The organism is Buttiauxella sp. JUb87 (assembly GCF_004361975.1).
GTDB lineage: Bacteria > Pseudomonadota > Gammaproteobacteria > Enterobacterales > Enterobacteriaceae > Buttiauxella > Buttiauxella ferragutiae.
Genome location: NZ_SNVY01000001.1, coordinates 1,661,937 through 1,674,841, shown reverse-complemented (window position 1 = coordinate 1,674,841; position 12,905 = coordinate 1,661,937). Strand labels below are relative to the sequence as shown.

Sequence of the window (12,905 nt, the reverse complement as noted above, 5' to 3'; positions counted from 1 at the left end):
TGTAATGCATAATAAAGCCCCAATTCAACGTAGAAAATCCACACGGATCTACGTCGGGAATGTGCCAATCGGCGACGGGGCACCGATCGCCGTCCAGTCTATGACCAACACCCGTACTACGGATGTTGAAGCAACAGTTAATCAGATCAAAGCGTTAGAAAGAGTGGGTGCCGATATCGTTCGTATATCTGTACCGACTATGGACGCAGCAGAGGCGTTCAAGCTTATAAAACAGCAGGTCAATGTCCCGCTGGTCGCTGATATCCATTTTGATTACCGCATCGCCCTGAAAGTTGCTGAGTATGGCGTTGATTGCCTGCGCATCAACCCTGGTAACATTGGTAATGAAGAGCGTATTCGTATGGTTGTCGATTGCGCCCGCGACAAAAATATCCCTATTCGTATCGGCGTTAATGCCGGATCGCTGGAGAAAGATCTCCAGGAAAAATATGGCGAACCCACACCGCAGGCGTTGTTAGAGTCAGCGATGCGTCATGTCGATCATCTTGATCGTCTTAACTTTGATCAGTTCAAAGTCAGCGTCAAAGCGTCGGATGTTTTCCTTGCGGTTGAATCCTATCGTTTACTGGCTAAACAGATTGATCAACCGTTGCATCTTGGGATCACCGAAGCGGGGGGCCTGCGCGCCGGTTCTGTTAAGTCTGCGATTGGCCTGGGTTTGCTGCTTTCTGAAGGCATCGGTGACACGCTGCGCGTTTCACTGGCGGCCGATCCTGTAGAAGAGATCAAGGTTGGTTTCGACATCCTGAAATCTTTGCGTATTCGTGCTCGTGGTATTAACTTCATCGCCTGCCCAACGTGTTCGCGCCAAGAATTTGATGTTATCAGTACCGTGAACGCTCTCGAAGAGCGCCTGGAAGATATCATCACGCCAATGGATGTTTCGATCATCGGTTGTGTGGTGAACGGGCCGGGTGAAGCACTGGTTTCCACTTTGGGCGTGACGGGTGGCAACAAGAAAAGCGGTTTCTACGAAGACGGCGTGCGTCAACGTGAGCGAATGGACAACGACAACATGATTGCGCAACTTGAAGCGCGTATTCGTGCCAAGGCCTCCATGCTTGATGAATCGCAACGGATTAATATCCAGCAGTTGGAAAAATAGTGCGAAACATGGGAAGCATTCGGCTTCCCGTGTATGATTGAACCCGCCAGACGTTTCGCGATAGCAAACAGTCTGATTTCGGGTTCATTTTTTGTATAAATTCGGTAGAGAATAAACGTGGCAAAAAACATTCAAGCCATCCGCGGCATGAACGATTACCTGCCTGGCGAAACCGCCATCTGGCAGCGCATTGAAGGCATTCTGAAACAGGTGCTCGGCAGCTACGGTTACAGTGAAATCCGTTTGCCGATTGTAGAGCAGACCCCGTTATTCAAACGCGCCATCGGTGAAGTGACCGACGTGGTTGAAAAAGAGATGTATACCTTTGAGGACCGCAACGGCGATAGCCTGACTTTGCGCCCTGAAGGCACCGCGGGCTGCGTGCGTGCCGGTATCGAACATGGTCTTCTGTACAATCAGGAACAGCGCTTGTGGTACATCGGGCCGATGTTCCGCCATGAGCGTCCGCAAAAAGGGCGCTATCGCCAGTTCAATCAGTTGGGTGTCGAAGTCTTTGGTCTGCAAGGGCCTGATATTGACGCAGAACTGATCATGCTGACGGCTCGCTGGTGGCGTGCCTTGGGTATCGACAAACACGTCAGTCTGGAACTGAATTCTATCGGTTCTCTTGAAGCGCGCGCTAACTACCGTGACGCGCTTGTTGCGTTCCTTGAACAGCATAAAGAGAAGCTCGACGAAGATTGCCAGCGTCGCATGTACAGCAACCCGTTACGCGTACTGGACTCAAAAAATCCAGACGTTCAGGCATTGCTGGATGATGCGCCAACACTTGGCGATTATCTGGACGAAGAGTCTCGCGAACACTTCGCAGGTCTGTGTCAGTACCTGGATGCTGCCGGTATCGCGTATACCGTGAATCAGCGCCTGGTGCGCGGCCTGGATTACTATAACCGTACCGTTTTCGAATGGGTAACAAGCAGCCTGGGTTCTCAAGGCACCGTTTGTGCGGGCGGCCGTTATGACGGCTTGGTTGAGCAACTGGGTGGCCGTGCAGCGCCTGCTGTTGGCTTCGCAATGGGTCTGGAACGTCTTGTTTTACTGGTTCAGGCCATTAATCCGGAATTTAAAGCAGAATCTGTTGTCGATATTTACCTGATATCGTCAGGTCAGGGAACGCAAGCTAAGGCAATGCTGTTGGCTGAGCAATTACGTGACCAGGTCCCGGCTATCAAGCTGATGACTAACTACGGCGGTGGTAACTTCAAGAAACAGTTCGTCCGTGCAGATAAGTGGGGTGCACGTGTTGCACTGGTGCTGGGCGAAACTGAAGTTGCTAATGGTCAGGTCGTCGTGAAGGATCTGCGCACGGGTGAGCAAACTACCGTTGAACAAGTAAACGCGGTCGCTCATTTACAGGCGCTACTGGGTTAATTTCCCCAGTGATTAATCGTTAAGGAGAAGGACTGCGTGGAAATTTACGAAAACGATAACGAGCAGGTTGATGCGGTAAAACGCTTCTTTGCCGAAAACGGCAAAGCGCTGGTAGTGGGCGTGGTTCTGGGTATTGGCGCACTGGTTGGTTGGCGTTACTGGAATAGCCATCAGGCTGAAAGCTCAATGGCATCTTCTCTTGAGTATCAAACCGTGACTCAAGCTGTGCGTGCTGACCAACCTGCAACGTTGAGTGCAGCAGAGAAATTCGCTGCAAACACGAAGAACACTTATGGTGCCCTGGCATCACTGGAAATTGCTCAGAAGTATGCAGATAACAACGACCTCGCGAAAGCGGCAGCTCAATTGCAGCAGGGTCTGAGCAGTACTAAAGACGAAAATTTGCAGGCGTTGATTAACGTGCGTCTGGCACGTGTTCAAATCCAACAAAAGCAAATTGATGCCGCGCTGAAAACGCTTGATAGCATTAAAGGTGAAGGTTGGGTAGCCATTATCGCTGATTTACGCGGTGAAGCACTGCTCAGCAAAGGTGATAAGCAAGGTGCACGCGATGCGTGGAGCAAAGGCTCACAAACTGATGCTTCTCCAGCTCTGCGCGAAATGATGCAGATGAAAATTAATAATTTGTCGAGCTAAGAGGGACCCGATGCAATTGCGTAAACTACTTGTACCAGGGCTGATTTCTCTGACGCTGCTCAGCGGTTGTTCACTGTTTAGCGGTGAAGAAGATGTGGTTCAAATGTCTCCACTGCCGACAGTCGAAAACCAATTCGAACCTGAAAAATCATGGAGTACTTCTGTTGGTAGCGGAGTGGGTGATTTCTATTCCAATTTGCATCCAGCGTGGCAGGACGGCAACATTTATGCAGCCGATCGCCGTGGTATCGTGAAAGCCGTTAACGCGGATGACGGTAAAGAAGTCTGGTCTGTCGACCTTTCCGAAAAAACGAGCTTTTATACCAGCAACGTTTCGGCACTGCTTTCTGGTGGCGTAACTGTTGAAGGTGCACATCTTTACGTTGGTAGTGAAAAAGCGCAGGTTTATGCGCTTAACACCTCTGATGGTAGTATTGCATGGCAAAGCAAGGCCGCTGGCGAAGTGCTTTCTCGCCCAGTGGTTAGCGATGGTTTAGTTCTGGTTCATACCAGCAATGGCCAGCTTCAGGCATTTGATGAAGCTGATGGTGCCGTGAAGTGGACGGTGAACCTGGATATGCCAGCACTTTCTCTGCGTGGCGAATCAGCACCTGCAGTCGCGTTTGGTGCTGCAATTGTTGGCGGTGATAACGGCCGTGTAAGCGCGGTTATGCTGAAGCAAGGCCAGTTGATTTGGCAGCAACGTATCTCTCAGGCAACCGGTTCGACAGAGATTGACCGTCTGAGCGATGTCGATACGACCCCTGTTGTTGTTAACGGTGTGGTTTATGCGCTGGCATATAACGGTAACCTGACGGCGCTGGACTTACGTTCAGGCCAGGTGATGTGGAAACGTGAATTAGGTTCAGTAAACGACTTTCTTGTTGATGCGAACCGTATTTTCCTCGTTGACCAAAATGACCGCGTGATTGCACTGAATGCTGATGGCGGTGTCACGATGTGGACGCAAAGTGATCTGCTGCACCGTAATCTGACTTCACCTGTTCTGTACAACGGTTATCTGGTTGTCGCTGACAGTGAAGGTTATATGCACTGGCTCAACGCTGATGACGGTCGCTTTGTTGCCCAACAAAAAGTGGACGGTTCTGGATTCCAGACTGACCCAGTTGTTGCCAGTGACAAGCTGTTGATTCAGTCAAAAGACGGTACGTTGTACGCTATCAAGCGTTAGACTTGCCTGAAGTAATTAAGAGAAAAACGGTTCCTGTAGTCCGGGAGCCGTTTCCTGTTTTTAGAAACGATGTGATTTGACGTCGTTTTATGATGAATTTTGAGTAATGAGGCTTTTATCATGGTACCTGTGGTTGCGCTTGTCGGGCGCCCTAATGTCGGAAAATCCACGTTGTTTAACCGCTTGACGCGTACCCGAGATGCGCTGGTCGCGGATTTCCCGGGGCTGACTCGCGACCGCAAGTATGGTCGTGCTGAAGTGGAAGGTCGCGAATTTATCGCCATTGATACCGGTGGTATTGATGGAACGGAAGATGGCGTTGAAACACATATGGCTGCACAGTCGCTGTTAGCGATTGAAGAAGCCGATGTAGTGCTGTTTATGGTGGATGCGCGTGCAGGCCTGATGCCTGCCGATGAAGCCATTGCCAAACATCTGCGTTCTCGTCAGAAGCCAACCTTCCTGGTGGCGAATAAAACTGACGGCATGGACCCTGATCAGGCGGTTATCGATTTCTACTCTTTGGGATTAGGTGAAATTCACCCTATCGCAGCATCTCATGGCCGCGGCGTAACAACGCTGCTGGAACACGTGCTGATTCCGTTCATCGATGAAACTAATCCGCGTGAACCGGAAGAAGAGATCGATGAAGATACAGCCTACTGGGCGGCATTCAATGCTAAACATGGCATTGTTTCTGAAGACGACGAAGAGATTGAAGAAGAGGAAGAAGAAGCTTTCAACCCTATCGATTTACCCATCAAACTGGCAATTGTTGGTCGTCCGAACGTAGGTAAGTCAACGCTTACTAACCGTATTCTTGGCGAAGACCGTGTTGTGGTCTATGACATGCCGGGAACCACGCGCGATAGCATCTACATTCCAATGGAACGTGACGAGCGCGAATACATCCTTATCGACACCGCAGGTGTTCGTAAGCGTGGCAAAATCACTGAAACCGTTGAGAAATTCTCGGTAATCAAAACCCTGCAAGCGATTGAAGATGCCAACGTTGTGATGCTGGTTATCGATGCTCGTGAAGGTATTTCTGATCAGGATCTGTCGCTGCTCGGCTTTATCCTGAATAGTGGGCGCTCACTGGTGATTGTGGTCAACAAGTGGGATGGTCTGAGCAACGAAGTCAGGGAGCAAGTCAAAGAGACCCTGGATTACCGTCTCGGCTTCATCGATTTTGCTCGTGTGCACTTTATCTCTGCGTTGCACGGTAGCGGTGTTGGCAACCTGTTCGAATCTGTTCGCGAAGCCTATGACAGCTCCACGCGTCGTGTAAGCACCGCGCTTCTGACTCGCATCATGACCATGGCTGCGGAAGATCACCAGCCACCGTTGGTTCGTGGTCGCCGTGTTAAGCTGAAATACGCTCACGCCGGTGGTTATAACCCGCCAATTGTCGTCATCCACGGCAACCAGGTGAAAGACCTGCCGGATTCCTACAAGCGTTACTTGATGAACTACTTCCGCAAATCGCTGGATGTTATGGGCACGCCAATCCGTATCCAGTTCAAGGAAGGCGAGAACCCGTTTGCCAACAAACGTAACACGCTGACACCGAATCAGATGCGTAAGCGTAAGCGTTTGATCAAGCACATCAAGAAAAGCAAATAAAACTGCGCGGTTACCAGCCGTTAGCAAAACAAAAAGCCCGCATCGCGGGCTTTTATACATTCAGGCTATTGGTAACGATTTTGCTTATTGTACCTGGTACTTTTTCTGTAATTCGCTGATGCGTTGCTGATATGAGTCATTCAGGCAAGAGGTTTTGTCATCTGCTTTCCAGCATTCATCACGCCCCTTAATCCATCCACGCTGCTCAGCTTTAAGCGTGGAATTATTATTTGATTTCACCAGAGCTTGCTTGTAGATATTCGCCAGTTTGAGATCCAGCGCGGAAAGCGTTTCGTTTTGGCAAATCAACTCTTCCATACTGCCTTTACTTACTGCTGAACATGAAAATGAAGGCCCAGATTTCTGCTCATTTTTTTTCTGTGCAGTCGGTGCAAAGCTTACTTCATCTTCAGGCAAACAGACGCCGTGAGTACGATTGGGGCCGGTAAAAGAAATCTCAGGATTACCGTCTGCTGAACGCACAATGCTGATCACTGTTTTTCCACTGGTCGCTTCCCAATAGGTCGGGCTGCTCTGTTTAATCGTCGCTTTTTGACCATTCACCCACACGCCACCTTTACCGTCACTGTAAGTTCCGCCAGTTTTCCCACAGCTAAAATTGAACGCCTGCGGAGGGGCAGCCAATGCTGAGAGAGGGAGTAAGGCCACTGCGATAAGAAGCAACTTTTTCATGATGAACCCTCAGGTAAAAATACTAAATTAAGTTATTCACTATTCACCCATTTTTTCCAATCAGCACTATCTGGTTTTAAATAAATGAACCCCGCCCAACACGACATCCCCAATAGCCGTTTGCCAGCATGGGGAGTGTTATTGGTGATTATTGGCAGGTTTGTCTTTATCATCAAAAGACAAATATCGCGAAGAGTTGTCAGGAGTAATTATGGAAGTGAAATGTCCGGTGTGTGAAACCCCATTACAGCAAACAGACTCGGGCGCGCGCTGCGAAACCTGCAAGCAGGATTTTCGCCTGGAAGCCCGCTGCCCGGATTGCCATAAGCCGCTGGAAGTTTTAAAAGCGTGTGGCGCAGTCGACTATTTCTGCCAAAACGGCCACGGATTGATTTCGAAGAAACGCGTCGATTTCGTGCCTGTTGCGAACTAAGTTCTAACTTTTCGCAACCGTTTTTCGCTTGCGAACAGGTTTCACCGGTGTAATGCCGGTGACCTGGCTTTCCACCCAACCATCTTCCAGACGCGTCGTTAGCGTATCTCCGGAATGCACTTGTTTGGTCTTTTTCAGCACTTTGCCGTCTGTCGCCGTAGTCACGCTATAACCACGCGCAAGGGTTGCCAGCGGGCTGACTGCTTCAAGCTGCGCAATAGCGGTGCCAAAGCGCTGGCGGGTATTGCTCAGGCGGGCAGTCACAACCTGCGATAAGCGATATTCAAGTTGTTGCAAGCGAGTCTGCGCACGGTGAATTCTTGGCTGCGGTTGTTGTTGATTCAAACGTTGCATCAGGCGTTGCTGCTGCTGAGTGGTGCGGCGCAGTTTGGCATCCATTGCTCCATTCAGGCGCTGTTGCAAGCGCTCGAGCGTAGTTTGCTGGCGAGCTAAACGCAGCTGTGGATGTTGTTGTTGCAAACGATGATGTAAGCGGGTGAAACGCTGCGAGCGCTGGGCGAGGTAGTAATCCATCGCCATTTCCATGCGTTGCTGTTGCGACTGAATCTGGCGTAACAGCTCCACCTGATTACGGCTAACAATTTCTGCCGCTGCAGAAGGGGTCGGAGCACGAACATCGGAGACAAAATCGGCGATCGTGACGTCAGTTTCATGGCCTACGGCGCTAACTACGGGAATTTGACTGGCAAATATGGCGCGAGCCACGCGCTCGTCGTTAAAACTCCACAAATCCTCCAGCGAACCACCGCCGCGCCCAACAATCAACACGTCGCACTCTTTGCGGAGGTTGGCCAATTCGATAGCACGCACGATTTGCAGTGGCGCATCGGCGCCCTGAACCGCAGTGGGGTAAATGATCACTGGCAACGAAGGGTCACGACGTTTCAGGATATGCAGGATGTCATGCAGTGCGGCACCGGTTTTTGAGGTAATGACCCCAACCTGATGCGCAGGGGTTGGCAATGGCTGCTTATGAATTTGGTCGAATAAACCTTCAACGGTGAGGCGCTGTTTTAATTCTTCATACTGCTGCTGCAACAGCCCCTCACCGGCAGGTTGCATACTTTCTACGATGATTTGGTAGTCACCACGCGGTTCATACAGTGTGAGCGTGGCGCGCACCAAAACCTGCTGCCCGTGTTGCGGACGGAAGGTGACGCGACGATTGCTGTTGCGGAACATCGCCCCACGAATTTGAGCGGTATCGTCTTTGAGTGTGAAGTACCAGTGACCGGAAGCCGGTTGGGTAAAGTTGGAAATTTCACCGCTGATCCAGACTTGCCCCATCTCTTGTTCCAGCAGCATACGCACCGTCTGATTCAGGCGGCTGACAGTAAAAATTGCAGGGGTATTTTTCGTTGGCATGTGACCTGGATCAAATTCTAAATCAGCAAGTTATTCGGTCGATAGTACCTTTCGTATTCGTCTTGGCAAGGAGTTTTCTTAAAAAAGTGTGGATGCAATCGATTCCGCTCTGTATAATGCCGCGGCAATATTTTATCTGTTCTCATTCACCCCAGGTTGAGATATTGCCATGCTACGAATCGCTAAAGAAGCACTGACGTTTGATGACGTTCTCCTCGTTCCAGCTCACTCTACAGTTCTGCCTAACACGGCCGATCTCAGCACCCAATTGACCAAAACTATTCGTTTGAATATCCCTATGCTCTCAGCAGCAATGGATACCGTAACGGAAGCCCGTCTGGCCATCGCATTGGCTCAGGAAGGTGGACTTGGTTTCATTCACAAAAATATGTCTATTGAGCGCCAGGCTGAAGAAGTCAAACGCGTGAAAAAACACGAAAGTGGCGTTGTAACTGACCCACAGACCGTGCTGCCGACAACCACTCTGCACGAAGTTAAAGAACTCACCGCACGTAATGGTTTTGCGGGTTACCCTGTGGTCACTGAAGCCAATGAACTGGTCGGTATTATTACCGGTCGCGACGTTCGCTTTGTCACCGACTTAAACCAGCCTGTTAGCGTGTACATGACCCCGAAAGAGCGTCTGGTTACCGTGAAAGAAGGCGAAGCTCGTGATGTCGTGCTGTCTAAAATGCACGAAAAGCGTGTTGAGAAGGCGTTGGTCGTTGACGGCAATTTCCATCTGCACGGTATGATCACCGTAAAAGACTTCCAAAAAGCGGAACGTAAACCTAACGCCTGTAAAGACGACCAGGGCCGTCTGCGTGTTGGGGCGGCCGTAGGCGCAGGTGCGGGCAACGAAGAGCGTATCGACGCTCTGGTGGCCGCTGGTGTCGACGTTTTACTGATTGACTCCTCTCATGGTCATTCCGAAGGCGTTCTGCAACGTATTCGTGAAACTCGCGCTAAATATCCTGACCTGCAAATCATTGGCGGCAACGTTGCTACAGCCAATGGCGCTCGTGCGCTGGCTGACGCTGGTGTGAGTGCGGTTAAAGTCGGTATCGGCCCAGGCTCCATCTGTACCACTCGTATCGTCACTGGCGTGGGTGTTCCGCAAATTACTGCGGTTGCTGATGCTGTTGAAGCACTGGAAGGCACAGGCATTCCTGTTATTGCTGACGGCGGTATCCGCTTCTCTGGTGATATCGCTAAAGCTATCGCGGCGGGCGCATCTGCTGTGATGGTTGGCGGCATGCTGGCAGGAACTGAAGAATCTCCAGGCGAAATCGAACTCTACCAGGGCCGTTCTTTCAAATCCTACCGTGGTATGGGTTCTCTGGGGGCGATGTCTAAAGGTTCTTCTGACCGTTACTTCCAGACTGACAACGCAGCCGACAAACTGGTACCGGAAGGTATCGAAGGTCGCGTGGCTTACAAAGGCCGTTTGAAAGAGATCGTTCACCAGCAGATGGGTGGCCTGCGTTCCTGTATGGGTCTGACCGGCTGTGGTACCATCGACGACCTGCGTACCAAAGCGGAATTTGTACGCATCAGCGGTGCGGGTATTCAGGAAAGTCACGTCCACGATGTGACGATTACTAAAGAGTCCCCGAACTACCGTATGGGCTCCTGATTCTCCTCGCCCGGCTTTATGCCGGGCGATTTTCTTTATCTGTTTCACTTGCCTTGGAATAAGCGTCAATGACGGAAAATATCCATAAACATCGCATACTTATCCTTGATTTCGGTTCTCAGTATACTCAACTCGTTGCGCGTCGTGTGCGCGAGCTTGGCGTTTACTGTGAGCTGTGGGCATGGGATGTCACGGAAGCACAGATTCGTGATTTCAATCCAAGCGGTATCATTCTTTCTGGTGGACCGGAAAGTACTACCGAGCAGAACAGCCCACGAGCGCCTGAATATGTCTTTACTGCAGGTGTGCCAGTATTTGGTGTGTGCTACGGCATGCAGACCATGGCGATGCAGCTCGGCGGCCATGTTGAAGGTTCCAGTGAACGTGAGTTCGGTTACGCGCAAGTTGAAGTGAAAACTGATAGCGCATTGGTTCGCGGTATCGAAGATTCCCTGAGCGCCGATGGTAAACCGTTGCTGGATGTCTGGATGAGCCACGGCGATAAAGTCACTGCGATCCCGTCTGACTTCGTTACCGTTGCCAGCACCGAGACTTGCCCGTTTGCGATTATGGCAAACGAAGAAAAACGTTTTTATGGTGTGCAGTTCCACCCGGAAGTGACCCACACCCGTCAGGGTCAGCGTCTGCTGGAGCGTTTTGTTCTGGATATCTGTGGCTGCGAAGCGCTGTGGACTCCGGCAAAAATCATCGAAGACGCGATTGTTCGTCTGCGTGAACAAGTGGGTAACGACAAAGTTATTCTGGGCTTGTCTGGTGGCGTGGATTCTTCCGTTACCGCTATGCTGCTGCACCGCGCGATTGGCGACCGTCTGACTTGCGTATTCGTGGATAACGGCCTGCTGCGTTTGAACGAAGCTGAACAAGTGATGGACATGTTTGGCGACCACTTCGGCCTGAACATTGTTCACGTTAAAGGTGAAGAACGCTTCCTGTCTGCGTTGGCGGGCGAGAACGAACCAGAAGCGAAACGTAAAATCATCGGCCGTGTGTTCGTTGAAGTGTTCGATGAAGAAGCACTGAAACTGGAAGATGTGAAGTGGCTGGCTCAGGGTACCATTTACCCGGACGTTATCGAATCTGCTGCCTCTGCGACCGGTAAAGCACACGTCATCAAATCTCACCACAACGTGGGCGGCTTGCCGAAAGAGATGAAGATGGGTCTGGTTGAGCCGCTGCGTGAGCTGTTCAAAGACGAAGTACGTAAAATTGGTCTGGAACTCGGCCTGCCGTACGACATGCTTTACCGTCACCCGTTCCCGGGGCCAGGTCTTGGTGTGCGCGTATTGGGCGAAGTGAAGAAAGAATACTGCGACCTGCTGCGTCGTGCTGATGCCATCTTTATTGAAGAACTGCATAAAGCAGATCTCTACAACAAAGTAAGCCAGGCATTCACCGTGTTCCTGCCAGTTCGCTCCGTTGGCGTGATGGGCGATGGCCGTAAATACGATTGGGTTGTCTCACTGCGCGCAGTGGAAACCATCGACTTTATGACCGCGCATTGGGCACACCTGCCATATGATTTCCTTGGCCGTGTATCCAACCGCATTATCAACGAAGTTAACGGCATTTCCCGCGTGGTTTACGATATTTCTGGCAAACCGCCAGCGACTATCGAGTGGGAATAACCCGTCTTTAGGCATAACTGTCACTATCTGGCAGTCGATTGCTGACAAAGGGTGATGAACGGGTTTTGTAGGGTGGATAAGCGTTTGCGTCATTCGCCAGTTTTGTCGGATGACGCTGCGCTTATCCGACCTACGAAAAGGTTTGTCATCAGTCGAAGCCCATTTTTTAATGGGCTTTTTTTATGATGTAATTTAACCAAGCCGCGCATGCAGCCAGGGAAGGAGCTGTTTTTTGCGACTTAACATTCCGGCGATGGTGCAGGGGGCATTATCGGCAAGTGCAGGGCCAGCAAAATAGAGCCTTGAGCACTCAGCGCTGATATCGGTCAGCATCAAAACCACCAGGTCAGCCCCGGATGTGGTGACCCGCTGTTCCATCGCTAATTTAAGTTCATCCATAAGCGGTTCTACCTGGTCCAGCGAATATAATTCGAGTTGTGCAGCTAGCACTTTATTCCCCGAAATATCAAACATTTTACTGTCTTTATTCAGCAACTCTTCTGCGCTCAAACCGACAATATCTGTCTTCGCGGTCAGTAAATCACGAATGAAATCTTCCCGATCTACTTTTGCCAGAGAGCAGAGCTCATCAATGGCCTGGCGATCGTCGTCAGTGGTGGTCGGCGAGCGAAGTGCTACGGTATCACTCAGCGCGGCTCCTAACAGCAAAATGGCTTCGCCAGGGGAAATCTCACGGCGAATAGCTGGGGTCATCAACTGCCATAACAAGGTCGCACTGCTGCCGACAGGTTTTATCCAGACTTCAGGGGGGAGTTGAGTGATTAGGCCGCCAAGACGGTGATGGTCGATAATCCCGACAACATTGCTTTCACTCAGTGACGCAGGCCCCTGAGCGGGTTCGGTGAAATCAACCAGCCAGACATCTTTGCCCGCCAGGGAATCATCAAGCAGCGGCGGAGGCGTCAGGCCGGCATGGCGAAAAATATAGGCTGTTTCTGGGTTTAATTCACCGAGGCGAAATGCCTGAGCATTTTGCCCTTTAATCGTCAGCCAACGCGCAGCCATGTATGCAGTGCAGACCGTATCGCTGTCGGGATTCAGATGGCCAAAGACATGTATCATTTAATCTCTCCTGGTCACAAATTTATTCTTCGCGC

Annotated in this window: 11 protein-coding genes; 8 read left to right on the top strand and 3 right to left on the bottom strand. The window is 50.8% G+C overall.

Annotated elements, in window-relative coordinates:
• Positions 1 to 4 precede the first annotated feature (4 nt).
• From ispG to der, 5 genes are all read left to right on the top strand, one after another.
• On the top strand, positions 5 to 1,126 hold the full coding sequence (ispG, locus tag EC843_RS07890) for a flavodoxin-dependent (E)-4-hydroxy-3-methylbut-2-enyl-diphosphate synthase (protein ID WP_121815104.1): 1,122 nt from the start codon (positions 5 to 7) through the stop codon (positions 1,124 to 1,126).
• A 117-nt stretch (positions 1,127 to 1,243) separates the two neighbouring features.
• Complete coding sequence (hisS, locus tag EC843_RS07885; RefSeq protein WP_121815105.1) at positions 1,244 to 2,518, top strand: histidine--tRNA ligase; 1,275 nt, start codon at positions 1,244 to 1,246, stop codon at positions 2,516 to 2,518.
• 36 nt (positions 2,519 to 2,554) lie between these two features.
• Positions 2,555 to 3,175 carry a YfgM family protein gene (locus tag EC843_RS07880; protein WP_064544463.1) on the top strand — a complete coding sequence of 207 codons (621 nt, stop codon included), beginning with the start codon at positions 2,555 to 2,557 and terminating at the stop codon, positions 3,173 to 3,175.
• 10 nt (positions 3,176 to 3,185) lie between these two features.
• Complete coding sequence (gene bamB, locus EC843_RS07875; RefSeq protein ID WP_133522013.1) at positions 3,186 to 4,367, top strand: outer membrane protein assembly factor BamB; 1,182 nt, start codon at positions 3,186 to 3,188, stop codon at positions 4,365 to 4,367.
• 120 nt (positions 4,368 to 4,487) lie between these two features.
• On the top strand, positions 4,488 to 5,993 hold the full coding sequence (der, locus tag EC843_RS07870; protein WP_064544467.1) for a ribosome biogenesis GTPase Der: 1,506 nt from the start codon (positions 4,488 to 4,490) through the stop codon (positions 5,991 to 5,993).
• A gap of 84 nt (positions 5,994 to 6,077) precedes the next feature.
• On the opposite strand, the gene EC843_RS07865 is transcribed toward der, so the two are convergent.
• A complete protein-coding gene (locus EC843_RS07865) occupies positions 6,078 to 6,686 on the bottom strand; it encodes a lysozyme inhibitor LprI family protein (protein WP_064544469.1) in 609 nt (202 codons plus the stop codon).
• A gap of 211 nt (positions 6,687 to 6,897) precedes the next feature.
• On the opposite strand from EC843_RS07865, the gene EC843_RS07860 reads away from it, so the two are divergent.
• A complete protein-coding gene (locus EC843_RS07860) occupies positions 6,898 to 7,119 on the top strand; it encodes a zinc ribbon domain-containing protein (protein ID WP_133522012.1) in 222 nt (73 codons plus the stop codon).
• A gap of 3 nt (positions 7,120 to 7,122) precedes the next feature.
• On the opposite strand, the gene xseA is transcribed toward EC843_RS07860, so the two are convergent.
• A complete protein-coding gene (xseA, locus tag EC843_RS07855; protein WP_133522011.1) occupies positions 7,123 to 8,505 on the bottom strand; it encodes an exodeoxyribonuclease VII large subunit in 1,383 nt (460 codons plus the stop codon).
• 169 nt (positions 8,506 to 8,674) lie between these two features.
• Between xseA and guaB the strand changes: the two genes are divergently transcribed.
• Both guaB and guaA read left to right on the top strand, forming a co-directional pair.
• Positions 8,675 to 10,141 (top strand): IMP dehydrogenase, encoded by a 1,467-nt coding sequence (guaB, locus tag EC843_RS07850; protein WP_064544475.1) that lies wholly within the window; start codon positions 8,675 to 8,677, stop codon positions 10,139 to 10,141.
• A gap of 68 nt (positions 10,142 to 10,209) precedes the next feature.
• The gene (gene guaA / locus EC843_RS07845; RefSeq protein WP_064544477.1) at positions 10,210 to 11,787 is read left to right on the top strand and encodes a glutamine-hydrolyzing GMP synthase; all 1,578 of its coding nucleotides are present in this window, start codon (positions 10,210 to 10,212) and stop codon (positions 11,785 to 11,787) included.
• Between the two features lie 192 nt (positions 11,788 to 11,979).
• On the opposite strand, the gene EC843_RS07840 is transcribed toward guaA, so the two are convergent.
• Positions 11,980 to 12,870, bottom strand: coding sequence for a manganese-dependent inorganic pyrophosphatase (locus EC843_RS07840; RefSeq protein ID WP_121815110.1), 891 nt, complete (start codon positions 12,868 to 12,870; stop codon positions 11,980 to 11,982).
• Positions 12,871 to 12,905 lie beyond the last annotated feature (35 nt).